18 protein-coding genes and 1 pseudogene are annotated in these 24112 nt (G+C 63.9%); 5 read left to right on the top strand and 14 right to left on the bottom strand.

The window, feature by feature from the left end; translation table 11 throughout:
• Nucleotides 1–84 precede the first annotated feature (84 nt).
• The 5 genes and pseudogenes from AC0L30_RS00850 to AC0L30_RS00830 form a co-directional block, all read right to left on the bottom strand.
• Nucleotides 85–3180 (bottom strand): MexW/MexI family multidrug efflux RND transporter permease subunit, encoded by a 3096-nt coding sequence (locus tag AC0L30_RS00850; RefSeq protein ID WP_007593878.1) that lies wholly within the window; start codon nucleotides 3178–3180, stop codon nucleotides 85–87.
• Nucleotides 3181–3256: 76 nt separating this feature from the next.
• Nucleotides 3257–4450, bottom strand: coding sequence for an efflux RND transporter periplasmic adaptor subunit (locus AC0L30_RS00845; RefSeq protein WP_007593881.1), 1194 nt, complete (start codon nucleotides 4448–4450; stop codon nucleotides 3257–3259).
• A 1-nt stretch (nucleotide 4451) separates the two neighbouring features.
• Nucleotides 4452–5153, bottom strand: a complete 702-nt coding sequence (locus tag AC0L30_RS00840; RefSeq protein ID WP_007593882.1) for a TetR/AcrR family transcriptional regulator — start codon at nucleotides 5151–5153, stop codon at nucleotides 4452–4454.
• A 122-nt stretch (nucleotides 5154–5275) separates the two neighbouring features.
• A complete protein-coding gene (locus tag AC0L30_RS00835) occupies nucleotides 5276–5866 on the bottom strand; it encodes a thiamine pyrophosphate-dependent enzyme (protein WP_473403627.1) in 591 nt (196 codons plus the stop codon).
• Nucleotides 5863–6412: pseudogene (locus AC0L30_RS00830) on the bottom strand (phosphonopyruvate decarboxylase). Before AC0L30_RS00830 ends, AC0L30_RS00835 begins: the two are co-directional and overlap by 4 nt.
• Nucleotides 6413–6519: 107 nt before the next feature.
• On the opposite strand from AC0L30_RS00830, the gene AC0L30_RS00825 reads away from it, so the two are divergent.
• From AC0L30_RS00825 to AC0L30_RS00815, 3 genes are all read left to right on the top strand, one after another.
• Complete coding sequence (locus tag AC0L30_RS00825; protein WP_007593886.1) at nucleotides 6520–7740, top strand: cytochrome P450; 1221 nt, start codon at nucleotides 6520–6522, stop codon at nucleotides 7738–7740.
• Nucleotides 7741–7902: 162 nt separating this feature from the next.
• The gene (gene rocD, locus AC0L30_RS00820) at nucleotides 7903–9117 is read left to right on the top strand and encodes an ornithine--oxo-acid transaminase (RefSeq protein ID WP_007593888.1); all 1215 of its coding nucleotides are present in this window, start codon (nucleotides 7903–7905) and stop codon (nucleotides 9115–9117) included.
• 486 nt (nucleotides 9118–9603) lie between these two features.
• A complete protein-coding gene (locus tag AC0L30_RS00815) occupies nucleotides 9604–11070 on the top strand; it encodes a Spy/CpxP family protein refolding chaperone (protein WP_007593890.1) in 1467 nt (488 codons plus the stop codon).
• A 1197-nt stretch (nucleotides 11071–12267) separates the two neighbouring features.
• On the opposite strand, the gene AC0L30_RS00810 is transcribed toward AC0L30_RS00815, so the two are convergent.
• The 9 genes from AC0L30_RS00810 to AC0L30_RS00770 all read right to left on the bottom strand — a co-directional run bounded on the left by AC0L30_RS00810 (nucleotide 12268) and on the right by AC0L30_RS00770 (nucleotide 22055).
• Complete coding sequence (locus tag AC0L30_RS00810; protein ID WP_007593895.1) at nucleotides 12268–13131, bottom strand: sugar phosphate isomerase/epimerase family protein; 864 nt, start codon at nucleotides 13129–13131, stop codon at nucleotides 12268–12270.
• Nucleotides 13131–14321 carry a dihydrodipicolinate synthase family protein gene (locus tag AC0L30_RS00805; protein WP_473254856.1) on the bottom strand — a complete coding sequence of 397 codons (1191 nt, stop codon included), beginning with the start codon at nucleotides 14319–14321 and terminating at the stop codon, nucleotides 13131–13133. Before AC0L30_RS00805 ends, AC0L30_RS00810 begins: the two co-directional genes overlap by 1 nt.
• A 135-nt stretch (nucleotides 14322–14456) precedes the next feature.
• Nucleotides 14457–15608, bottom strand: coding sequence for a Gfo/Idh/MocA family protein (locus tag AC0L30_RS00800; RefSeq protein ID WP_354127733.1), 1152 nt, complete (start codon nucleotides 15606–15608; stop codon nucleotides 14457–14459).
• Nucleotides 15605–17002 carry an enolase-like domain-containing protein gene (locus AC0L30_RS00795; RefSeq protein ID WP_007593898.1) on the bottom strand — a complete coding sequence of 466 codons (1398 nt, stop codon included), beginning with the start codon at nucleotides 17000–17002 and terminating at the stop codon, nucleotides 15605–15607. Before AC0L30_RS00795 ends, AC0L30_RS00800 begins: the two co-directional genes overlap by 4 nt.
• 220 nt (nucleotides 17003–17222) lie before the next feature.
• On the bottom strand, nucleotides 17223–18053 hold the full coding sequence (locus AC0L30_RS00790; RefSeq protein WP_371261368.1) for an ABC transporter ATP-binding protein: 831 nt from the start codon (nucleotides 18051–18053) through the stop codon (nucleotides 17223–17225).
• Nucleotides 18054–18067: 14 nt separating this feature from the next.
• Nucleotides 18068–19060 (bottom strand): ABC transporter substrate-binding protein, encoded by a 993-nt coding sequence (locus AC0L30_RS00785; protein WP_007593900.1) that lies wholly within the window; start codon nucleotides 19058–19060, stop codon nucleotides 18068–18070.
• Nucleotides 19061–19123: 63 nt separating this feature from the next.
• Complete coding sequence (locus AC0L30_RS00780) at nucleotides 19124–19933, bottom strand: ABC transporter permease (protein WP_007593901.1); 810 nt, start codon at nucleotides 19931–19933, stop codon at nucleotides 19124–19126.
• A gap of 342 nt (nucleotides 19934–20275) precedes the next feature.
• Nucleotides 20276–20935: a TetR/AcrR family transcriptional regulator gene (locus AC0L30_RS00775; RefSeq protein WP_007593902.1), complete on the bottom strand. Its 660-nt coding sequence runs from the start codon at nucleotides 20933–20935 to the stop codon at nucleotides 20276–20278.
• A gap of 271 nt (nucleotides 20936–21206) precedes the next feature.
• Entirely contained in the window at nucleotides 21207–22055 is an 849-nt protein-coding gene (locus tag AC0L30_RS00770) for a VOC family protein (protein WP_007593903.1), read from the bottom strand.
• Nucleotides 22056–22265: 210 nt separating this feature from the next.
• On the opposite strand from AC0L30_RS00770, the gene AC0L30_RS00765 reads away from it, so the two are divergent.
• Both AC0L30_RS00765 and AC0L30_RS00760 read left to right on the top strand, forming a co-directional pair.
• Entirely contained in the window at nucleotides 22266–23159 is an 894-nt protein-coding gene (locus tag AC0L30_RS00765; protein ID WP_007593904.1) for a sugar kinase, read from the top strand.
• A gap of 32 nt (nucleotides 23160–23191) precedes the next feature.
• On the top strand, nucleotides 23192–24100 hold the full coding sequence (locus AC0L30_RS00760; protein WP_007593905.1) for a ribokinase: 909 nt from the start codon (nucleotides 23192–23194) through the stop codon (nucleotides 24098–24100).
• Nucleotides 24101–24112: the final 12 nt, after the last annotated feature.

Genomic DNA, 24112 nt, shown 5'->3' with positions numbered 1-24112 from the left:
AAGCTAGCCGAAGCAACCGGGGCAATAGAAAAAGGGCGGCAACGGATTAGCCGCTGCCGCCCTCGGGTTGGCTTACCTGCGGCCTCAGGTCGGCCGTAGCGCCTTGGAGCCAAGGTCGAGATCGTTGACTTGTTTGTTCCGCTCGGAATCGGCCGCCGCGCGATGGTCGGTCGCCAGCACCACGTAGACCGCCGGCAGCACGAACAGCGTGAACAGCGTGCCGATCGACATTCCGGCGACGACCACCAGACCGATCGAGAAGCGGCTCGCCGCGCCTGCGCCGGTCGCGGTCAGGAGCGGGATAAGGCCCGTCACCATCGCGGCCGTGGTCATCAGGATCGGCCTCAGACGAATGCGGGCCGACATTTCGATGGCGGAGCGGCGATCGAGCCGTTCGTTGATCTGGAGCTCGTTGGCGAACTCCACCATCAGGATGCCGTGCTTGGTGATCAGGCCCACCAAGGTCAGAAGGCCGACTTGGGTGTAGATGTTCATGGTCGCCACGCCGAAGAACAGCGGGATCAGCGCGCCAACGATCGCCATTGGCACCGAAATCATGATGACCAGCGGATCGCGCAAGCTCTCGAACTGCGCCGCCAGCACCAGGAAGATGATGATCAGCGCGAAGCCGAAGGTGATCGCGAGCTGGTTGCCTTCCTGCACATATTGCCTGCTGTCCGCGAGATAATCATGGCTGAAACCTTGCGGCAGGTTTTTGGCCTCGCTCTCGAGGAAGTCCACCGCCGCACCGACGGTCACGCCGGGCATCGGTACCGCTGAGAAGGTCGCCGAATTGAGCTGATTGTAATGTGTCAGCGAATTCGGCTCGGTCTTGGTCTCGATCGACACCACCGTCGACAGCGGAAGCTGCTGGCCGGTGTTGGTCGTCACGTAGTAGCCGGCGAGCGATTCCGGCGAGAGCCGCTGACCGCGCGGCACCTGCGGGATGACTTGATAGGAACGGCCCTCGAGGTTGAAGCGATTGATGTAGTTGCCGCCGAGCAGCACGGCGAGCGTGCTGCCGAGGTTCTGCATGTTGACGCCGAGATCCTGCGCCTTGGTGCGGTTGATCGTCACCTTCACGTTCGGCTGGTTGTAGGCAAGATCGCTGTCGGAAACGATGAACATTCCGCTCTTGCGGGCGGCAGCCTTCAGCTTCTCCATCTGTTCGTAGACAGTCTGGAAGCTGGCGGTGGAGTTGATCACCATCTGCACCGGCAGGCCGCCGGGGCCGCCCGGCAGCGGCGGCAGGTTGAACGCGAACGCCTGCACGCCCTCAATCTTGGAAAGCTCGGCCTGCACCAGCGACTTCAGCTGGATCGACGAACGCTTGCGGTCCTCCCACGGCTTCAGCAGCATGCCGGCGATACCGCCCTGCGGGCCGTTGATGCCGTTCAGCACGAAGCGCAGATCGGTCTCGGGGAATTTCTGGAATTCCTTGTCGAGCTTCTCGCCGTAAAAGTCGACGTAGTCGATGTTGGCGTATTTCGGCGCCTTGGTCACCGCGAACACGATGCCCTGGTCTTCTTCGGGCGCCAGCTCCTTCGACGTGTGCATGTAGAGGAAGCCGACGAGCCCGAGGATGGTCACCGCAAACAGGCCGGTGATGGCCTTGTAGTCGAGCGAGCGGTCGAGCCTGCGCCCATACCACCGCGTCAGCGCGCCAAACACCTTGTTGACCGCCTTGGCGAAGCGACCCTCTTCGGTGTTCTTCAGCAGCACCGAGCACATCATCGGCGACAGCGTCAGCGCGATCACGCCGGATACGATCACCGAGCCCGCAAGCGTGAAGGCGAATTCGCGGAATAGCGAGCCGGTCAGGCCGCCGAGGAAACCGATCGGCGCGTACACGGCGGCGAGCGTGATGGTCATCGAGACGACGGGACCCACGATTTCGCGCGCGCCTTCCAGCGATGCCTGGACTGGCGTTTTCCCTTCCTCCAGATGGCGATGGATGTTTTCGACCACGACGATGGCGTCGTCGACCACGAGTCCGATCGCGAGCACCATCGCAAGCAGGGTCAACAGGTTGAAGCTGAAGCCCAGCGCCAGCATCAGCGTGCAGACGCCGATCATCGACAGCGGGATGGTGACGACTGGAATGATCACCGAACGGAACGACGCCAGGAACAGGAAGATCACCACGATCACGATGATCACGGCTTCACCCAGCGTCTTCTCGACCTCGTCAATCGAGGATTGGATGAACTTGGTCGAATCGTAGGCGACCTTCATCTTCATCGAGGGCGGCAGATTGCGCTCCAGCTCGGGGAACAGCGCCCGCACGCCTTTGACCAGCGTCAACGGGTTGCCCTGCGGCGTTGCCTGCACACCGATGAAGATGGCGTGCTCGCCGTTGAAGGCGACGCTCGCGTCCGTGCTCTGGGCCGCAAGTTCGACGGTGGCGATGTCCTCCATCCGCACGAAGCCGCCGTCCTTGGCCTTGACGATCATCTTCTTGAACTGGTTGACGTCGGTCAGGCCCGTATTCGTCGATACGTTCGAGACGATGAGATAGCCCTTGGTTTGCCCCGCCGCTGACTGGAAGTTGTTGGCGGTGATCGCGGTCGCGACATCTGCGGGCGACACGTTGCGGCCCGCCATCTTCAGGGGATCAAGCCACAGCCGCATCGCAAAGGTCTGGCCGCCGAGAATGTCGGCGGAGGCCACGCCATCGACGGTCGACAGCACCGGTTGCACAACGCGCGTCAGATAGTCCGAGATCGCCGAGCCCGACAGCTCTTCGGAGGAGAACCCGAGATACATCACGGCCGTGGTCTGGCCCGTGGTCTTGGTGACGATCGGGTCGTTGGATTCCTTCGGGATCAAATATTTGACCGAGTTCGTCTTGGCCAGAACCTCGGTCAGCGCCTGGTTCGGATCGAAGTTCAGCTTGATGTAGACTTGGATCGTCGAGGTGCCGAGCACCGAGGACGAGGTGATGTAGTCGACACCTTCGGCGGAAGCGACCGCCTGCTCGATCGGCGTGGTGATGAAGCCCTGGATCAGGTCCGCGGACGCGCCCGGATAGACGGTCGTGATGTTGATGACCGTGTTCGACAGCTTCGGATATTGCCGGATCGGCAGCGTCGTCGCCGCGCGCAAACCGATCAGCAGGATCAGCAGGCTGACGACGACCGACAGGACCGGGCGTTTGATGAAAATATCAGTAAAGCGCATCGCGGCGATCTCGATTTCTTTGACTTGCAAAACGCATGACCCGGCCGTGCCGGATCATGCTGCAACGTGTACGATGTCAGTAGCGCGGTGGCTGCGCCGGGATCTGCGGAGCCGGGTCGGTCGAAATCGACACCGCCGCGCCCGATTGCAGCTTGAGTTGGCCGACGGCGACGACCTTGTCGCCCGGCTTCACGCCCTTGACGATTTCGACGCGGCCTTCGACCCGGCTGCCGGTCTGCACGAAAGTGCGCACCGCGCTCAGGCTGGTCTTGCCGTCGGCTTCCTTCTTCTCGGTGATCACGAACACCGAGTCACCGTACAGCGTGTAGTCGACCGCCGTCTCCGGCACGGTGACCACGGCCGGCTTGTCCGGCAGCACCACGGTGGTGGTCACGAACATGCCGGGCTTCAGGATCTTCTCCGGATTGGAGATGGTCGCCTGCACGCGGATGTTGCGGGTGTCACTCGATATCTGCGGTTCGATCGTCGTGATCTTGGCGTCGAAGGTGCGGCCCGGATAGGCGTCGACCTTCAGCCGAACCGGCTGACCGACCTTGAGATTGCCCGAGTCCTTTTCCGTCACCGTGAAGTTGGCCCACAGCTCCGACAGATCCGTCAGCGAAACGATGGCCGTGCCGGCGGTCAGATACTGGCCGACCTCGACCTTGCGAACGCCGAGATCGCCGGCGAACGGCGCGCGGACCAGCTTCTGCGAGATCAACGCTTCGGTCTTGGCAATACCCGCCAGCGCCTGATCGTACGCGGCCTGCGCGGTGTCGACGGTTGCCTGCGGGCCGAACTGGCGCGACGCCAGTTGCTTGGCGCGGTCGAGCGACAGCTGCGCGACGGTGGACTGCGCCTTGTAGTTGGCGAGGTCGCCCTGCTCCGGCGCGTCGAACATCTGCACCAGCGGCGTGCCGGCCTCGACATGCGTGCCTGGCTCGAACTTGATCTCGGTGACGCGGCCGTTGACGTCGGCGCTGACGTCGACCTGGTGCACGGCGGACAACCCACCGACCGCGGTCAGCAGGTTCGGCACCACCTCGGACTTCGCCTCGGCGGCGCTGACCGCGACCGGCGGCGGCTTGTTGTTGGCGAAGAACTGCTTGATCATCTGGCCGCGGAAATAATTGAACCAGACGAGGCCACCGACGAGCACCGCCAGAAGCGCGCCGACGATGATGAACCAGAGCACCGGCCGGACCGGACGCTTGGGAGCCTTGTTGTCGATCGGTTCGCCCGAAATCTTGTGTTCGGTGACGATGTTCATGTCATGCACTCTCTGCAATCGCCGTCTTGCCCACACAACCGGCCTGATCGCGGCCCAAATGCGAAACAATTGCGGCGTCGTTAAGTCCGATACCCCTCAGGAGAAACTCACACAGCTGCCGCTCGAGGTCGTTCGCCTTGCCGTAAGCGAGACACGGCGTGGCCGGCAGCCTGGTCAGCGCAGCCGTCATCACGGTGTGATGCGCAAACCAGAACAGGTTGAGCGGTTCGCCGTTGTATGGCCGCGCGTCCCTCGCGGCAACCGCACGCTTGAGCGAGGCGACGAAGGCCGCCCCGATCAGCGTCTCGATCTTGGCATATAGCAAACGAGCGAATTCGCCATCATCCAAATGACTCGTGGCCATCAATCGCAGGCGCTGGGCCTCTTCCTGGTCGGGCCCATCGGCGATGTGCATGAAATGCCCGACCATGCCGCGGATCACTTCGACCAACGTGGCCGTCGACGGCTCACGTTCGAGCAGCTCCATGAGCGCCGGGTCCGCCTCGCATTCGTCGCTGAGGATTTCGGCGTAAAGCGCGGCCTTGGACGGGAAATGCTTGAACAGCAGCGCCTCGGAAATGGCAGCGGCGGCCGCCACGCTCTTGGTCGTGGTGCCGGTATAGCCGTGTCGGGCAAAGCAACGCTTTGCGGCGCCGAGGATCAATTGACGCCTCAGGTCGCTCGTCATACGCAATGAGCTCATGCTAGTGAGTAAGCACTCACCCACGCAAAAGTCAAGCACTATGCTGCATCGCAACCTGAGTGCGTTGTAATTCCAGTGGAAATTGACCTCGCCCACACGGTCCCCGTGCAGGACGGGAGCGCCTAGATTGGCTGGAAACCGAGGTCGCCGCGAATCCGGTTGAGAATGTAAGTCCCATCCCGGCTCGGCAAAATCCGCTCCAGATTGGCGCTGTCGATCTTCACGTTGGCAAAGCGCGGCCCGGCGGTGACGTCGTGGACGGCTTTGGCGAAGGCCTCGACCGCGACCATGGTCGTCACGGACCGGCTATCCCCGATGCCGCAGGCCTTGGCGACGCCGACGAGGTCGGCGGCCGCGGCGGTGTGGCTGGTCTGACCGCCGGTCTCGCCATAGGCTTCATTGTCGAGCACCGCGATCGAGAGGTTGGACGGCTTCTGGAGGCCGATGGTGGCAAGGCTGCCCATGCCCATCAGCATCTCGCCGTCGCCCGTGATGACCAGCACCGGCAACTTTGGCTGCGCCAGAGCGAGGCCCAACCCGATCATCGCCGCCCCGCCCATGCCGCCCCAGAGGTAGAAATTCCGGGCATGGTCGCCGGCCGCGAACATGTCGTTGGTGGAGGCGCCGAGGCCGCCGATCGCAACCACATCCTTGCGGTCCGCGAGAAGCGCGGACACCACTTGACGGCGGTCGAGGAGATTGGCCTTGCTCATTTGGTGAAAACCTTGGCGCCGATCAGGCGCTGCGACAGCAGGACGGCGGTGGGCGTGAGGGCGTTATAGGCCTGCGCGGCCGCCGCCTCGAGCACGGCCGGCACCTCGGCTGCGGTCGAAGCCCGCAGCACCTTGACACCCGAGAGCTCGAACACGCCCTGCGTGGTCGATCCCATCGGCACCACGGATTGAACTCGCCCCACTCGCCACGCATGGTCACCAGGGTGAGGAAGGGAAAGCGCAGGATCGGGATCAGCGACAGCATGTTGATGCAATTACCGACCCCGCTCGACTGCATCAGCAGCACGCCGCGCTGTCCGCCGGTCCAGGCGCCGGCGAGAAGACCACGCCCTCCTCCTCCGTCGTCAGCGGAATGCCACGCATCGTGGACGATGCCAGCACGCGCTGGATCAGCTTTGAATGGCCGGCGTCGGGTACGTAAGGCACCTGCCGAACGTCGAAGCGTTGCAAGGTCGCGAAAATATCGTCGGGCCAATGAGTGCCGGACTCGGCGGCGGTGTCGGCAGCGTCAGCACGGGCGTGCATTTTCCTGTCTGGTCGGCTTGCAAATCGCGGTTCGACTGTAGACGGTGAACCGAGCCTCTCAAAAGAGCGAATACAGCATATCGGACTCAACCGGCGAGTATGGCGGCATGAACGCAAGTGCGAACGAACTGGCGGCCAGTTTCGATCTGGAGAAGCTGACGGCGGAATTCTACGACAATCCCTACCCGACCTATCGTGCACTGCGGGAGAACGAGCCGGTCAAGCGCCTGCGCAACGGCACCGTGTTCCTGACCCGCTATGACGATCTCGTCACGACCTACAAGAACACAAAATCGTTCAGCTCGGACAAGAAGCGCGAGTTCGCGCCGAAATACGGCGACACCCCGCTCTACGAGCACCACACCACGAGCCTCGTCTTCAACGATCCGCCGGCGCATACCCGCGTGCGGCGCCTGATCATGGGCGCGCTGTCGCCGCGCGCAATCGCCGGGATGGAGCCTGATATCATCAAGCTGGTCGACGGTCTGCTCGATGCCATCGCCACCAAGGGCAGCTGCGAGCTGATCGAGGACTTCGCCGCCTCGATCCCCATCGAGGTGATCGGCAATCTGCTCGACGTGCCCCATGACGAGCGCGCGCCGCTGCGCGACTGGTCGCTGGCAATCCTCGGTGCCCTCGAACCAGTGGTGTCACCTGAAGTCGCTGCCCGCGGCAACAAGGCGGTGACGGATTTCCTCGGCTACCTCCGAACGCTGGTCGCACGCCGACGAGCGAAGCCTGGCAACCCCGAACGCGACGTGCTGACGCGCCTGATACAGGGCGAGGAGAACGGCGAGCGGCTGACCGAGAAGGAGCTGCTGCACAACTGCATCTTCCTGCTCAATGCCGGCCACGAGACCACCACCAATTTGATCGGCAACGGCCTCGTGGCGCTCGACCGCAATCCGGATCAGAAGCGGCGGCTGATCGACCACCCCGACCTCATCAAAACTGCGGTCGAAGAGACGCTGCGCTACGAGAGCTCGAACCAGCTCGGCAACCGCATGACCACGGAGCGGGTCGAGCTCGGCGGCGTCATGCTCGATGCCGGCACGTCGATCACGCTGTGCATCGGAGCTGCCAACCGCGATCCGGCGCAGTTTCCCGACCCCGAGAGATTCGACATCGCGCGCACGCCGAACCGGCATCTCGCCTTCGCCACCGGTGCGCATCAATGCGCCGGCATGGCGCTGGCGCGGCTGGAAGGCGCCATCGCGGTCTCACGCTTCTTGGCGCGCTTCCCGAACTATGCCGTGAGCGGACAGCCGGTCAGGGGTGGACGGGTGCGGTTCCGCGGGTTCTTGAGCGTGCCTTGCGCAATCGGCTGAGGCCGGAAACAAAGATGTCGAAAACAACCCCATGCACAGTAGAGGGCCCTCGGCGGAAGATTGCCTTATGGATCCGCATAACCATTTGACAAGGGGAGGCAAATCGACGGGAGCGCGCGCCTCGCCAACGGCCAATGCCGAAGCAGCAATGGAGTGACGAAGATGAGCTCCTCGGTCATCGATTTCCTCGCAACCGAAGCACGCTTTGGCGCTCGCAACTACGAGCCGATCGGGGTCGTCCTGTCGCGCGGCGAAGGTGTCTGGGTGTGGGATACCGAGGGCAACCGTTATCTCGATTGCCTCTCGGCTTATTCGGCTCTCAACCAGGGCCACTGCCACCCGAAAATCCTGGCCGCGATGGTCGAACAGGCGAGCCGGCTTACATTGACCTCGCGCGCCTTTCACAACGACCAGCTCGCCCCGTTCTACGAAGAGATCGCGGCGTTGACCGGCTCGCACAAGGTGCTGCCGATGAACAGCGGCGCCGAGGCGGTCGAAAGCGCGATCAAGTCGGTGCGGAAATGGGGCTACGAGGTGAAAGGCGTGCCGGACGGCCAGGCCGAGATCATCGTCTGCACCAACAATTTCCACGGGCGCACGCTGGGCATCGTCGGTTTTTCAACCGAGCCCGAGACCCGCGCCCATTTTGGGCCGTTCGCGCCGGGCTTCAAGATTATCCCGTTCGGCGACGCCGCGGCGCTGGAAGAAGCGATCACGCAAAACACCGTCGCCTTTCTGGTCGAGCCGATCCAGGGCGAAGCCGGTGTCATCATTCCTCCACCCGGCTATTTCACGGGGGTGCGAAAGCTCTGCACGGCCAACAACGTCATGCTGGTGCTCGACGAGATCCAGACCGGGCTCGGCCGCACTGGCAAGCTGCTTGCCGAACAGCACGAAGGCGTCGAGGCTGACGTGACGCTGCTCGGCAAGGCCTTGTCCGGCGGCTTCTATCCGGTGTCGGCTGTGCTCTCGAACAACGACGTGCTCGGGACTTTGCGACCCGGGCAACACGGCTCAACCTTCGGCGGCAACCCGCTCGCCTGCGCGGTCGCGCGCGCGGCACTGCGCGTGCTGGTGGAAGAAGGCATGATCGAGAACGCAGCCACGCAAGGCGCGCGCTTTCTCGAAGGCTTGAAAGCCATCCGCGCCAACACGATCCGCGACGTGCGCGGCCGCGGCCTGATGCTGGCGGTCGAGCTGCATCCCGAAGCCGGCCGCGCGCGCCGCTACTGCGAGGCGCTCCAGGGCAAGGGCATCCTCGCCAAGGACACCCATGAGCACACCATCCGCATCGCCCCGCCGCTGGTGATCACCAGCGCTCAGGTCGACGGGGCACTGGAGCAGTTCGCGACGATCCTGACGCAGGATTTCTCCTAGAGCCTGCCTGCGTCGGAAGATCGCAATTGCCGGCTGCGACCAACGACGAACGATTCCGCCACCTGTGCGTTGAGAATTGTGGGTGATATCGAGCTGGGAGCGACGAGCATGCTTCCGCATGGCGTTTGCCTGACGGCCTTTTTGGTTGGTGCCTCGATGCTGGCGGCGAGCGTCAGCGCGTCCGCTCAGGGACACGGAAGGGGTGGACCACCCGGGCCGGCCGCAGCGCCGGCAGTTCGGCCAGCCGCACCACCTGCCATGGCCCGTCCGCCGGCGCCGCCGGCCATGGTGCGCCCCGCCGCCCCCGCATTCCATCCACCTTCCATGCCGCAGCGACCGGCCATGGCGCCGCATCCGGCGCCGCACCTCGCCTCACCGCCCCAGCGTCCGGCCCCCCACTTCGCTGCACCGCCGCGGGCTGCCCCGCACGTGGCGGCGCCGCGACCTGAATTCCATCGGGCGCCGCCTGCACCGCAACGTCCGGCCATGGGGCCGCGGCCGACGCCGCACATCGCCGCCCCCTTGCGCCCCAGCGGACCGCCAGCCGCGCGCGAGCGGCTGTCGCGACGGGAGCAGATCGATCAACGCGCGCAACAGCATCACCTGCAGATCCAGCAGCGCCAGCAGGTGGTGCAGCAGCGGCAGCGCGAGGTGCTGTCGCGCCAGACCGCGGAGCGCCAGACCCGCATCGATCGGCTGCAGCAGCGCGTGCAGCAATTGCAGTCGCAAAAGCCTGAAGGTGCGCGGGCGCAACGCCAGCAACAACGAATGTTCCAGACGCAAAACCGCTTGCTCCAGCGTGAGCAGCGTGTGCAGCAAACCGATCTGGCGCGCCAGCAGCGGCTGGGACAGGCTCCCGCGGCAACTGCTGCAGCGGCTGCCGCAGGGCGAGCCGCCGGGCGCGGGCGATTTGCCGAGCGTTTCCGCGAGCAGGCCACTTCGCAAACCCAGGCGGCTCTCATCACCCGCCAGAGCGGCTGGGCGCCCCGGCAGGCCTGGCGCCACCGCCATCCCGCGGCCTTCGTGGCATGGCTTGGGCCGGTGTTCTGGCCCTACGCCTATTCCGACATTTTTGACTACACCTTCTGGTCCTATGCCTACGAGCCCGGCTATTGGGCGTACGCGTACGACGACTTCGTCGACACCGTGTTCTGGGGTGGTGACAGCCCCTATTCCGCCTATGCCAGCACCAACCCGTATGACTATCCGCAAGCCGGCGGAGGCTCCCGCGCTCCTCGAGGCGCCAGCGTGAGCCCCCAGACGCTGCGGCAATTGTGCGGCACACCGGACAAGGGCGTCACCGCCTGGCCGCTTGCCGATATCGCGCGGGCGGTACGGCCGACACCGGAGCAACGCACGCTGCTCGACGAGCTGAAGACCGCGGCGGCCAACGCTGCCGGTGTGTTCAAGGATTCCTGCGCAGAGACGTATGCACTGACTCCACCCGGCCGCCTGCGCGCAATGATGAACCGCATCAGCGCGACGCTGGAAGCCGTCAAGATCGTGCGGCCGGCACTGGAGAATTTTTACAGCTCACTCAGTGACGAGCAGCAGGCGCGCTTCAACGCGCTCGGCCCCAATGTCGGCGAGCGCTCCCTGCCGCAGCAAGCCAGTGCCCAAACCACTGCCGACGGCTGCGGCGATCCGAAGTCCGGCTTGACCCAGTTACCGATCCAAAGGATCGAGGCAGTGCTGCACCCCGCAGGCAAGCAGAAGGAAGCGCTCGACCGCCTCAGCGAAGCGACGGCCAAGGGCGTCGATCACCTGCAGGCGGCCTGCCCGAACGATGTACCGCTGACGCCGGTCGGACGGCTGGAAGCGATGCAGCACCGGCTCGAAGCCATGCTGACGGCCGCCAAGCTGGTCGAACCGACTCTTGACGAGTTCTATGCCACGCTGAGCAGCGAGCAGAAGGCACGCTTCAACGCGCTGGAACAGGTCGCAAGCCCGTGAGGACGAGGTCGCGTTCTCTCGGCATTCTCTCGTGGCCATTTGCGCAGCAGCCGAACGACGTGGTGTGACCGCAATCGCCCTGCCCTGCTTCACAGCTCGACGAGAGCATGCGTGTCCAGGCCACTTCTCTCTGTGAGACGTGCGGTGGCGGAATGCAAACGACAGCCTTGCTCCGTCCTCACGTGGCCGAAATCGCCTTCGGTCCAGCGTCATTCGTGTTTGTGATTGATCGAGGCCGCTCTATCTCATTCGAGCTAATGGCGTTGCATTGTTGGAAGTAGGAAGACAGCTCAAGATGGGCCAGGTGATCCCAGTACTCTGCTTCTGCGAGCAGCTTCCATTTATGCTGTTGTACGCGGCCTGTTGCCGGCACAGCGAACTTATCGCACGCAAGCGTCGCACCTTCTCCATTGCGAACCCTTCCTTCACGCTTGTTTGCTTACAAGCGCATTTGGGGTGTCACAGCTTCGCAGATTGAATTGACGAGTGACAGCCCGGTGTTTGACGGTCATCGATGATAGCGCAATCGTTTGACTTTTCACCGAATAGCAAGGCGAACGATGCGGGGCAGCAACAAGGGCTGCGCAGAATGACAGCCCTTCGGCCTGCGCTCTAGGCACACGTCAGCAAAGCGCGCATCGGACGATAGGTCGCCGGCGCGTTCCATTTAGGACTGAAATTATTTAGGACTGAAATTTTAATAGTGAGCGGCCCTTCCTGGATGTGGTTAGCTCGTGACCAGACCGGACCGGACAAAAAATTTGATCCCAAAACTATTTGGTCCCGGCCCATTGGACTGCAAGACCGCGTTCGTGCGGTCTTTCCTTACAACCGCAATAAAATCAGCCGCGTCCGACCACGCCGAGGCCTTTGCCAAAAGTGGCCAGCCTTACCACGCACAATGGCCCCGACGATTGCACGTCGGGGCCATTCAAGATCGTCAGGCAGGGTACATCCGTCGTGCCTGCCGATCGTTGATGCCACCAATTACCTCATCCGATCTGGCGCAGACTGTGGCGCGGCTGCGGCATCGGGGTGGTGATATTCTGCCTGAAAGCTGAAGGCTGTCCACCTCTCGTTGGTACTACTCCCAACTAGTTCGCTGCTCTGCAGGAGTTTGTGCGGAGCACCGAGCAGAAGGCACGCTTCAACAGGCTGCAGCAGGTAGCAAGCCCGTGAGACCAGCGTTCGTTAAAGCTACACCACCGTCTTGTGCCGCGCGATGCAGGTTTGCAGCACCTCATCCATCGGTTTCCTCCACCAGTCGTTGGAGAAGATTTCGATCTCCGAATAGCCGGCAAAGCCCTGCGCTTCGACCGCTTCGCGCACCGATTTGATGTCGATCACGCCGTCGCCCATCATGCCGCGGTCGTTGAGAATGTCCCTGGTCGGCACCAGCCAGTCGCAGACATGGAAGGCAAGCAGGCGATCTCGGCCGGCGCGCGCGATCTGCCCCATCAGCTCCGGATCCCACCAGATGTGATAGACGTCGAGCGCGACGCCGAGCATGCCGCTGCGATCAGGGTCGAGCCGGTCGCAGATGTCGAGCGCCTGCTTCGTGGTGTTGACGCAGGCGCGGTCCGCCGCATAGGCCGGATGCAGCGGCTCGATCGCCAGCGGCAGCTTGGCCTGTTTGGCGTAATCGAGCATTTCGGCGAGCGCTTCCTCGACCTGCGTCCGCGCGCCGGCGATGTCCTTCGACGCCTCGCTGCCCGGCCGCGAATATTGCGGCAGGCCGCCGACGACGAGAACGATGCAGGGGGCTCCCAGCGCCTTGGCTTCGTCGACGCAGCGCCGGTTGTCGTCGCGCACCTCGCTCCGGCGCGATGCGTCGGAGGTGAACATGCCGCCACGGCAATAGCCCGACAGGTCGAGACCGGCATCGCGCACCGCACGCGCGGCGCGATCGAGGCCGACGGAAGCGACCTGGTCGCGCCAGGGGTCGATGGCGCGGATGCCGTGCCTGGCACAGGCATCGATGATCTCGACGAGATCAGCCTGCTTGCGGATTGTCGCCGTGTTGAGCGACAGCCAGCGATGGTCGGGCGAAAAATCACGCATCAGGATTCGATTCCGCGCGTTGAGAGCACCGCCTTCATCCGCCGCGTCGCCAACTCCGGATCGGCGAGCAGCCCGGCCTTGTCGGCCAGCCGGAACAACTCGGCCAGATGCAGCGTCGAGCGCGTGCTCTCCTGCCCGCCGACCATGGTGAAGTGGTCCTGGTGGCCGTTGAGATAGGCCATGAAGACGACACCGGTCTTGTAGAACCGGGTCGGCGCCCTGAAGATGTGCCGCGACAGCGGCACGGTCGGACCCAGCACGTCGTGGAAGCCTGCCTCATCACCAGCAGCCAGCCGCGACAAGGCGTAAGACGCCGCCGGCGCGATCGCATCAAAAATGCCGAGCAGCGCGTGCGAGAAGCCCTGCCCGTCTCCGGCGATCAGCTCCGCATAATTGAAATCGTCGCCGGTGTACATCTTGATGCGCTTGTCGAGACGACGGCGCATGTCGATCTCGCGCTGCTTGTCGAGCAGCGAAACCTTGACACCGTCCACCTTGGCGGCGTTGCCGTTGATGATGGCGACCCCAATATCCATTGCCTTGTCGAGATCGTTGGTGCCCCAATATCCCGTCAGCGCCGGATCGAACATGTCGCCGAGCCAGTGGATGATCACGGGCTCGCGAACCTGCGACAGCACACGGTCATAGACCTTGGCATAATCGTCGGCGTTGCGGCCCAGCTTCGCCAGCGCGCGCGACGCCATCAATATGATGCGGCCGCCGACCTTCTCGACTGCCGATATCTGCTCCTCATAGGCGCGGATCACGTCGTCGAGATTCTTGGCGTCCTCGACCGCAAGATGGTCCGTGCCCGCTCCGGAAAACACCAGCGCGTTGCGGCGCTTGGCGGCGGACACCGAGCGCGTGATCAGCTCCAGCGAGGTCGGCCAGTCCAGCCCCATGCCGCGCTGCGCGGTATCCATGGCTTCCGCCACGCCGAGACCGAGATCCCAGACGTGCTCGCGAAAGGCGATGGTCTTGTCCCAGTCGACGGCAGCGGAGAGCCACGGGTCGTTGTCGGCAAAGGGATCGATCACGGTATGGACGGCGGAGAACGCAATGCGGTTCAGCGGACCCTCGAGCTTTGCGGGAAACGTTCGCGAGGCCGCGAGCCGGTAGGTCTCGATCGAGCGATCGGCCTTCGGCAGTTTGAGCGACAACGACAACATCGGCTGGACGGGCTTGTTCATGATTTCAGACCTCTCCCCGTCATTGCGAGGAGCGAAGCGACGAAGCAATCCAGACTGTGTCCGCGGAGGGTTTCTGGATTGCTTCGCTTCGCTCGCAATGACGGTTCAACAACATCGATGATTGTCCGATAGACCTCAGACCTTGATCGGGGCGACGTCGATCCATCGCCGCTCCTTCCAGCTCTTCAGCGCGCATTCGGCGAGCTGCACGCCCTTGACGCCTTCGAGCAGCGTGAACTTGTAGGGCGCATCCTCGTAGACATGGCGGATGAACATCTCCCACTGCTCTTTGAAGCCGTTGTCGTAGGTGACGTTGTCAGGCAGCTTCTGCCAGTCGCTGTAGAAATCGTGCAGCCGCTTCTCGTCGGGATTCCACACCGGTCGGGGCGTCGCCTGCCGCGCCTGGATCATGCAGTCGGAAAGGCCGGCGACGGCCGAGCCGAGCGTGCCGTCGACCTGGAAGGTGACGAGATCATCGCGATAGACGCGCGTCACCCAGGACATGTTGATGTGGGCGATGGCGCCGCCCTTGAGCTGGAACGTGGCATAAGCGGAGTCGTCGGCGGTCGCCTTGTACTTCTTGCCCTGCTCGTCGAAACGCTCGGGAATGTCGGTGTTGCCGATGCAGCTCACGCTCTCGACCTCGCCGAAAAGATTGTCGAGCACGTAGCGCCAGTGGCAAACCATGTCGAGGATGATACCGCCGCCGTCCTCGTCGCGGTAATTCCATGACGGCCGCTGCGCCTCCTGCCAGCCGCCTTCGAACACCCAATAGCCGAACTCGCCGCGCACCGAGAGGATGCGGCCGAAGAAGCCGGAGTCGCGCAGGAAGGCGATCTTCTTCAGGCCGGGCAGGAACAGCTTGTCCTGCACCGTACCGTGCTTGACGCCCTTGGAATTGGCGAGCTTGACGACCTCGAGCGCCTCCTCGAAATTGGTCGCGATCGGCTTCTCGCAATAGACGTGCTTGCCGGCATTGATGGCCTGGGTCAGAAGCCCCGGCCGCGCCTGTGTGGTCGCGGCATCGAAGAACATGGTGTCATTCTTGTCGGCGAGGGCGGCGTCGAGATCGGTGGTCCAGCGCGCGATGTTGTAGCGCTTGGCGAGCCCCTCGACCTTCTCGGCGCTGCGGCCGACCAGGATCGGGTCGGGCATCACGCGGTCGCCGTTCTTCAAGCGGACGCCGCCCTGCTCGCGGATCGCGACGATCGAGCGGATCAGATGCTGGTTGAGTCCCATGCGGCCGGTGACGCCGTTCATGATGAGGCCGAGGCGTTGGGTGGTCATGCCGACTGCTCCTGCAGAGATTTTGGCTGTTCGAGCGGGCGTAGCGCCGACCAGTCCGGATGAACCGACGTCGCAAAGCCCGTTGCATTGAGCGATCCCGTGAGGAGATCGCCGTTGTGAATGGAGAGGCGGATGCCCTGCCCGGCATCCGCGTAGAGATCGGGATGCGCGACGGCGAAAGCCTGGGCCTCCGCGGCGGGCGTATCACCGAAGCCATCGACGTAATGGTGGCCGTTACGTTCGGCATGGGTGATGCCGATGAAGGCCCCGAGCGCAAGGTCCTGCTGCACGGCGAGGCCCGCCTGGCAGGTGAGGTCCTCGCCGGTCACGAAGAATCTTTCGCCGGCCAAGCTCCATTTCGCCGCGCGTGTCGCGTTGACGATGGACTTGTAAAGCCCTTTGCAGGACTTCGAGGAGATGCCGTGATAGCCGAGCGCCCGTGCCGCGGGAAACGCGTCGTAGGAATCGTCGGCTTCGTCGATGATGAAGCCGCGCGCCGCGAGCGAGCCGAGCGGCGACTGCCTCGTGACATCGCGCGGCATCGGCTGCTCGACATAGAGCAGCCTGGATGAAATCGATCGCAGCGCAGTGTCATGGTCGAGCCGGCCGATGAGTTCATGCAAGGCTGCGAGATCGGCATATTGCTCGTTGGCATCGAGCGTCACTTTGTAGTCCCGGTCCAGCGCATCGAGCTCCTTGCCAATGCGCGCCAGCCGCGCTGCATCGCCGACGGGGTCCCCCGACAGCTTCAGCTTGAAGTATCTTGCACCGGAGTTCTCGTGGGGATCTGCAACTCCGCCCTCGCCTTCAACGGTGTCGTCGAGACCGACGGTATGCCTGATGGCAACGCGCGCCAGCGGCTTCCGGCCGGATAGAAAGGCCGTGATATCCGTTTCCTTCAGGTCGGACGAAAGCCGCGCATCGATGCCGGCGATGTTGCCGGCCATGCCGCCGAAGAAATTGGTCTCGGCAGCGCGGAGCAGCGCATCGAGGATCGCTTTGTCGATTTCGGCGGGTCCGCAAGCCGCGGCAAGCGCCGGAATGTTCTTTTTCGCACAGGTCGCGACCTGGGCACCGATGCACGATGCATGCAGATCGAATGCCGTCAAAAATCCGGTTCGCGCGAGATAAAGCCCCCGCGCGATCTCCAGCGAGCGGCGCAAGTCATCGACGGTCTGGGCCGGCGAAAGCTCCGGCCGCTTGTCGAACCATTTTGGCACCAGCAGCTCGGCACTCGCACCGACAGCACTTCCCCTGCCCTCGACCTCGATCCCGACCCGCACGAACAGCTGCGGAGTCGCGTTGATCGTGATCGCGCCAAAGCGGAACGGCCGCGCGAACTGCACGGGACGTTCGAAGAAGGCAATGTCTCGCAGCTTCAGGCGCGGTGACATGGTGTCGCAACGAAATGAGGTGAATTTGGTGCGAGCGGTACAGCCGCGGGCGACTCGCCTCTCCCGCTTGCGGGAGAGGTCGGCACGAAGTGCCGGGTGAGGGCTTTCTCCTCTGGGGGAGTGTCCCGTTGTTGAGACACCCTCTCCCCAGCCCTCCCCCGCAGGCGGGGGAGGGAGCGCACCGTTCGCGCAGCAGAGGCCACGGGAAATCCCATCCGTCCTAATCCAACGTCCCTTGCGAGAAGAAATGCTTGCGGATCCGCTGCACCAGTTCGGTGAAAACAGGATCGGCCATCACGTCCAGCGAACGGGGCCGCGGCAGCGGCACGTCGTAGATCGCGGCGATCGCGCCGGGCCGCTCGGTCATCACCAGCACGCGATCGGCGAGGAACACGGCCTCGGGGATCGAGTGCGTGATCAACAGCACCGTCTTCCTGGTCTCGCGCTGGATCCGCATCAGCTCGACATTCATGCGCTCGCGCGTCAGCGCATCGAGCGCGCCGAACGGCTCGTCCATCAGCATGATCCGGGGATCATGCACCAGGGCGCGGCAGATCGAGGCGCGCTGCTGCATGCCGCCGGAGAGCTGCCACGGCAGCTTTTTCTCGAAGCCTTCGAGCCCGACCAGCTTCAACAGCGCCTTGGCCCGGTCGAGATATGTCTGCCGCGGCAGCCCCTTCATGTCGATCGGCAGCATGACGTTGGACAGGATGTTGCGCCACGGCAGCAGCAGCGCGTTCTGGAACACGATGCCGACATTGCCGTGCGGCGCCGTCACCTTCTCGCCCTCGACCAGGATCTCGCCCGTCGTCGGCGGCAGCAGCCCCGAGATCAGCTTGAGCAGCGTGGACTTTCCGCAGCCGGATGGGCCGACGACGACGAAGAACTCGCCGTCATTGATATGGAAGTCGAGCGGCCGCAACGACGGCACATCGCCGTCGCGCGTCCGGTAGGTCTTCGACACGCCTGAAAGCTTGATGCCCGACGCATCGCCGGCAGCCCGGTCGCTCACCAGTCTCAGATGCGCGGCCGGTTGCAGGGTTTCACTCATGTTCGTCGCAGGTTTCACGAACCGCTCTTCGGCAGATAGTCGTTGGTGTAGAACGCCTTCGGGTTCTCCTTGGCCTTGGCATCGAGCCCGCCATATTCGACCATCAGATTGACCGAGTCCGTCATGTTCTGGTCGGTGACCTGGAACGGGCGCTTGCCCTTGGTCTCAGGCGTCCGGTACAGCGGAATGGTCAGCTCAAAGCCCTGCGTCAGCGTGTCGATCTTGCCGCCCTTGGGGTTGGCATCGAGGATCGATTGCGCCGCGGCCTTCGGCTCCTTCTCGGCGGCTTCGACCGCCTTGGTCGTCGCCGACATGAAGCGGCGGACGAGGTCGGCATTGGCCTTCACATAATCAGTGTTGGCGATGATGCCCGACGAGACCATGTTGATGCCGTAGTCGGCGAACTTGATCGGATAGACGTCCTTGCCGGTGGCGTCCTTGATCTTCATCGACTGGTCCATGACGTAGCCGAGCAAGAGATCGGCCTGGCCGTTGATGACGGCGTTGAGCTTGGTCTGGCCATCGCCCGCCACCGTCTGGAAGTCGCTTTCCTTGAGGCCGGTCTTCTTCAGGAACAGCGGCCAGATCTGGGTCATGGAATCGGCCGGCGTGATCGCGACCGTCTTGCCCTTGATATCCTCGGGCTTCCTGATGTTCTTGTCGACGAAGCCCATCGCGGACATCGGGCTGGTCTGGAGCAGCACGCCGGTCGCAACCACTGGCGCACCCTTGATCGCGGCGCGCATCATGGTGGGCACGTCGACATAGCCGAAATCGGCGGTCTTGGCGGCCACCGCCTGCGTGGTCGCGGCCGAGCCGCGGCCTTCCTGGATCTCGAGGTCGATGCCTTCGGCGGCGTAGATGCCCTTGGCCTTGCCGTAATAGAACGGTGCGTGCTCGCCATAGACGTACCAGTTCAGCATCAGCACGACCTTGTCGGCCGCTTGCGCCGGCATGGCCGCGAACACCATCAGCGCCGCCGAGACAGCTCCTATCCATCGCTTCATCGTCACTCTCCCTTGTCGTTGTTTGCGTCGGCCGTTGGCGGCCGTTCGTTGCTTTGGTTGTCGTCAAGAGGCGAAAATCACGTCCTCGCGCTGGCTGACATGCCAGGGAATGACCAGCTTCTCGATCCGGTCCACGATCCAGAACAGGATGACGCCGAGCAGCGCGAGGATCACGAGCGCTGCGAACATCGTCGGCAGGTCGAATGTGCCGATCGAGCGCTGCATCACATAGCCGATGCCGGAATTGGAGCCGACGAACTCGCCGACGACGGCGCCGACCACGGCCAGCGTCACCGACACTTTGAGGCCGGAGAAGATCGCCGGTAGCGCATGCGGCAGGTTCACCGCGCAAAACACCTGGAAGCGGCTGCCCTGCATGGCGCGGGCGAGATCGACCATATCTGGATCGACCGATTTGAAGCCCTGCACGGCGGAGACCACCACGGGGAAGAAGCCGAGCAGGAACGCGGAAATGACTTTGGGAATGATGCCGAAGCCGAACCACACCACGAACAGCGGCGCGATCGCGATCTTCGGCACGGACTGAGAAAACACCAGCAGGGGATAGACGTAGCTCTCCACGGTCTTGGATCCCGCGATCAGCATCGCGATGGGGATACCGAACAGCGCCGAGAGCGCGAAGCCGCAGACGGTCGCATAAGTCGTCGGCCAGGACTGGCGCAGCAGTTCCGGCCAATCGGTGCGCAGCACCGCAATGACATCGCCCGGCGACGGGATCTGATAGGCGGGAATCTTGAACAGCCGGATCGCGAGATCCCAGGCCACGACGATGAACACCAGGAACAAAAACGGCCGGATCCAGGCCGCATTCAGCATCTTGGACACCGCACTCTGCGGCTTCAGCTCAGCCACGTCTCACTCCCGGTCGTCTTGTTCGTTGGGCGAGAAATTAACCCGTTGGGTAAATACTGTCCAGCGGTTTTCCTGCGACGTTTTGGGCGGGGGTTCCGCAAGGTTTGGGCGGGGGATCGCGGCGGAACGTGCCGTCCCTCCAAACATTCGGTGTCGTCCTGGCGAAGGCCAGGACCCATAACCACAGGGTGAAGTTTGGCGAAGGCTGGTCGTTCGGGATTGGCACCACGCGCGATCGATGGATCACGCGGTATGGGTCCTGGCCTTCGCCAGGACGACGTTGGGGGTGCAGTCCGACTCCACAATTTCCATTATCGCAAGCAGCGATACGACGAAGTCGCGCTAAACCGTCTGCACCACCGCGGCGCGCGATTTCGGCGTCTTGGTCATAGCTAACAGTGCGGCCGACTGTCCGGTCAGCGCTGCCAGCACGAGGCCGACCATGTGGTCTAGCCGCTCGTCCTTGGCGTCCTTAGCCAGCAGATCGCGACCGAAGATCACGCTGAGCGTCGCCGAGTTCGAGAGATAGAAGAAGCACAGCCCCGCGATCGAGATGTAGAGCTGGACAGGATCGACCGCGACCTTGAAGTCGCCGCCGGACACACCGCGCCGCACCACGGTGCCGATCATTTCGACGAAGGGCGAGTGCATCGACTTGACCTTGGTCGAGCGCTTCAGGTGCTTTGCACGGGCGAGATTTTCGGTCTGGAGCAGCGACAGGAATTCCGGATTGCGCAGGAAATAATTCCAGGTGAACTCGATCAGGCGGCGGATCGCCTCGGGCGGATCGAGATGCTCGAGATCGAGCCCGCGCTCCTCGCTGCGGATCTTGTCGTAGGCGCCTTCGAGCACCGCGAGATAGAGCTCGTCCTTGTTGCCGACGTGATAGTAGAGCATCCGCTTGTTGGCGCCGGCGTTGGCCGCGATGCGGTCGACGCGCGCACCGGCGAGCCCGTGCGCCGAGAATTCCTGCTTGGCGGCTTCGAGAATGCGCAGCCGCATCCCCTCGGGATCGCGCTGCCATTTCAGAGTTCGCTTTGCCGCTGCTTTCGCCAAACCGGGTGCTCGCTGGATGCTTCAAGACGCATGTAACACGCGCGCGGCGGTTTGAGAACGATCTCGTGCCCCGGACGCAGCGCAGCGCTTCTTCAGCGGTGCGCTGCAGAGCCGGGGCCCATATCAATGAGAGGTCGCCGCCTTCTGGGTCCCGGCTCCGCGCAGCAATGCCAAGGGCGTTGCTGCGCGTCCGGGACACGACCGAGCGTTAGGCCCCTCACTCCACCGGCTTCGACGAGCGCTCCAGCAGGACCGTCTGGATGCCGCAGGTGCCGGTCCGCACCGTCATCACCCGCGTGCCCGGCTTGCGGCCGTTGCGCACGTCGCTGACGTCGAGGCCGGCGGCAATCAGGCGGGCGCGCGTGGCGTCGATGTCGGTCACCCGCCAGCTCAGGCCCCAGAGGCGGTCATGCAGGGGATCGCCGCCCGCGACGGGGCGGCGCACCAGCTCGACCACGAGATCGCCGCAGCGGAAGAACATCAGCTGGCCCCAATCCTGGTGCGAGCGGTCGAGCGCCAGATCGAGCCCGAGCCGCGCGCCATAAAGCGCGGCGGCGCCATCGGAATCCTCGGTCGTGATCACGACGTGGTCGAGCGCATCGATCGGCCCGATATCGGTCGCCGGCGAAAGCGGACGCTCATCAGCCAGTTCGAGGAAGAACATGCGCACGCCGCGCGTGAGCTCCGTGGCGGCGCGCGTCCGCTTCCAGTGCAGGGCCGCGCCGCTCTCCGCGTCGCTGCTTTCGACCTCGGCAACCGGATCCGGCTTGAGCGCCACCCGCTCCAGCCGCCGGTGCATTTTGCTCATGTCCGCGACACGAAAGCACAGGCTGGCGAGCACGCCTTCCTGGTCGCCGAGCAACGCGCGCATGCGGTCGGCGGTCACGCTGAAGCCGTTCGGCGCCATCAATTCGATCGTCATGTTGGCGAGAGTGAACAGCACCCGATCTGCGCCCTCGCCCGAATTCTGCCAGGCCGGCGCGCGCCCGAGCAGCGTCTGATAGGCCGCCCTGGCCGCACCGATATCCCTGACCAGTGCGACGACGTGATCGAGGCCGGTGATCATGCTACCCCCTGTTGAACGGCCCGGAACCGTGGACCGAGAGACGGCGTTTGTCCGGGCTTGGCATTGTCCGGTGATGGTCGTATTCCGGCCGCATGCCGACCTCAAGCACTCCGGGCGGCGGTTTTGCGAATAATTTCAGCGGTCCCGCGGCGGAACCGGTGTTACAGTAAGCGCGCCGGCCGGGACCACAAAGCGCATCACGGACAAGCAATGCAGGCTCTCTTCATCGGACAGACCTATATCGACGTCGTCTTCATCACCGACCACATGCCGACCGGCGACGAGAAGCACGTGGCCTCCGACTACGCGGTTTCCTTCGGCGGCAATGCGGTGACCGCGGCGTTCTGCTGCGCCAAGCTCGGCATCGTGCCCGATCTGATCGCGACCGCGGCCAATGACTGGCTCGGCCGCATGTTCATGGACATGTGCGCGAAATACGCGATCTCGCTGCATGGGCGGAAGGTCAACCAGTCCTCGCTGTCCTTCATCATGCCAAAGGACGGCAAGCGCGCCATCGTCCGCTGCCGCGACGACGACCACATCCATCCGTTCCCGATGCTCAATCTCGGCGGCTGCCGCGCGCTGCATGTCGACGGCCATCAGCCCGATGCCGCGATCCACTACGCAAAAGTCTGCCGCGAGGCCGGCATTCTGACCTCGCTCGACGGTGGCGGCCTTCGCACCAACACGCATGAGCTATTGGAATTCATCGACGTCGCGATCGTCGCCGAGCGCCTGTGCGAGCAGATGGACCTGACGCCGGAGAAGATGCTGGACTATCTCAAGAGCCGCGGCTGCAAGATCGGCGGCATCACCATGGGCGAGAAGGGCCTGCTCTGGTACGACGAGACTGGAACGGTGCAGGTGATGCCGGCGATGCCGATTCCGCGCGAGCGCGTGATCGACACCAACGGCGCCGGCGACGTCTTTCACGGCGCCTATGTCTATTCTTATCTCGCCCATCCCGGCAAAAGCTGGCGCGAGCATTTCGATTTTGCCCGGGCAGCCTCGACCTTCAAGATCCAACGCCTTGGCAACGAAGCCGGCCTACCGACGCTTGTCGACATCGCCAAGGTCAGGCACGAGTTCGAGGTCAGGGTCTAGCGTTCGCCGAGGTCTCTCATCTGAGGTTTCTTATGGGGCGCGTCTTCGTCGCCGGCAGCATCAACATGGATGTGGTGGCGACGGCCGATCGCCATCCCCGGGTCGGCGAGACCGTCGCCGGCAAGCAGGTGTTGTATTTTCCGGGTGGCAAGGGCGCCAACCAGGCGGTGGCGGCGTCGCGGCTTGGCGCGCGGACCACGCTGATCGGCCGGCTCGGCAAGGATTCGTTCGGCGGTGAGCTGAGGACGTTCCTCGGCGCGCAAGGCATCGATCTCGGCGCGATCCGCGAGACGGCCGAAGCGCACACCGGCACCGCCATCATCACGGTGGCGGAGGCCGACAACACCATCGTCGTCATTCCCGGCAGCAATGCGCTCGTCGGCGTCGATGACGTCGCGGGCGTCCCGCTGGCAAAGGGCGATGTCGCGGTCAGTCAATTCGAGATCCCGCTGCCGACGATTGCCGCGTTCTTTCAACGGGCTCGCGACACCGGCGCCACGACGCTGCTCAATCCGGCCCCGGCACAAACCATGTCGAGCGAATTGCTCGCGCTGGTCGACATCCTCGTGCTGAACGAGACCGAGCTCGGCCTCCTCGCCGGCGTGGAGTTGTCCGACAGTGACGAGGCCGCGCGGATCCTCGACGTCGCGCGAAAACTTCAGGCGCGCGAGGACCAGACCATCTGCGTCACGCTCGGCAAGCGTGGCGTGCTCGCGCTCGCCGGGCGCGAGGAGATTTCGGTGTCCGGCCGCGTGGTGAAGGCGATCGACACCACAGGCGCAGGCGATTGTTTTGTGGGAGCACTCGCGGCGCAACTTGCCGACGGCGTCGACTTGCGCGCGGCACTCGCCTTCGCCAATGCCGCCGCCTCGATCTCCGTGCAGCGCATGGGCGCGGGGCCGTCGATGCCGACAGCCGCGGAAGTCGGCGCGGTGGTGTAGACCGCGCGCTTC

The organism is Bradyrhizobium sp. MI1.11 (genome assembly GCF_055811255.1).
This window is presented reverse-complemented; position numbering and strand designations above follow the sequence as displayed.

Excerpts from the sequence above, each read along its gene's own strand:
- rocD (WP_007593888.1), top strand. The coding sequence starts at position 7,903 with ATGAGCTCCTCGGTCATCGATTTCCTCGCAACCGAAGCACGCTTTGGC.
- AC0L30_RS00785 (WP_007593900.1), bottom strand. The coding sequence starts at position 19,060 with ATGAAGCGATGGATAGGAGCTGTCTCGGCGGCGCTGATGGTGTTCGCG.
- AC0L30_RS00845 (WP_007593881.1), bottom strand. The coding sequence starts at position 4,450 with ATGAACATCGTCACCGAACACAAGATTTCGGGCGAACCGATCGACAAC.
- AC0L30_RS00760 (WP_007593905.1), top strand. The coding sequence starts at position 23,192 with ATGGGGCGCGTCTTCGTCGCCGGCAGCATCAACATGGATGTGGTGGCG.
- AC0L30_RS00770 (WP_007593903.1), bottom strand. The coding sequence starts at position 22,055 with ATGATCACCGGCCTCGATCACGTCGTCGCACTGGTCAGGGATATCGGT.
- AC0L30_RS00795 (WP_007593898.1), bottom strand. The coding sequence starts at position 17,002 with ATGTCACCGCGCCTGAAGCTGCGAGACATTGCCTTCTTCGAACGTCCC.
- AC0L30_RS00850 (WP_007593878.1), bottom strand. The coding sequence starts at position 3,180 with ATGCGCTTTACTGATATTTTCATCAAACGCCCGGTCCTGTCGGTCGTC.
- AC0L30_RS00775 (WP_007593902.1), bottom strand. The coding sequence starts at position 20,935 with ATGCGGCTGCGCATTCTCGAAGCCGCCAAGCAGGAATTCTCGGCGCAC.
- AC0L30_RS00825 (WP_007593886.1), top strand. The coding sequence starts at position 6,520 with ATGAACGCAAGTGCGAACGAACTGGCGGCCAGTTTCGATCTGGAGAAG.
- AC0L30_RS00805 (WP_473254856.1), bottom strand. The coding sequence starts at position 14,321 with ATGAACAAGCCCGTCCAGCCGATGTTGTCGTTGTCGCTCAAACTGCCG.
- AC0L30_RS00835 (WP_473403627.1), bottom strand. The coding sequence starts at position 5,866 with ATGAGCAAGGCCAATCTCCTCGACCGCCGTCAAGTGGTGTCCGCGCTT.
- AC0L30_RS00800 (WP_354127733.1), bottom strand. The coding sequence starts at position 15,608 with ATGACCACCCAACGCCTCGGCCTCATCATGAACGGCGTCACCGGCCGC.
- AC0L30_RS00790 (WP_371261368.1), bottom strand. The coding sequence starts at position 18,053 with ATGAGTGAAACCCTGCAACCGGCCGCGCATCTGAGACTGGTGAGCGAC.
- AC0L30_RS00840 (WP_007593882.1), bottom strand. The coding sequence starts at position 5,153 with ATGAGCTCATTGCGTATGACGAGCGACCTGAGGCGTCAATTGATCCTC.
- AC0L30_RS00765 (WP_007593904.1), top strand. The coding sequence starts at position 22,266 with ATGCAGGCTCTCTTCATCGGACAGACCTATATCGACGTCGTCTTCATC.
- AC0L30_RS00815 (WP_007593890.1), top strand. The coding sequence starts at position 9,604 with ATGGGGCCGCGGCCGACGCCGCACATCGCCGCCCCCTTGCGCCCCAGC.
- AC0L30_RS00810 (WP_007593895.1), bottom strand. The coding sequence starts at position 13,131 with ATGCGTGATTTTTCGCCCGACCATCGCTGGCTGTCGCTCAACACGGCG.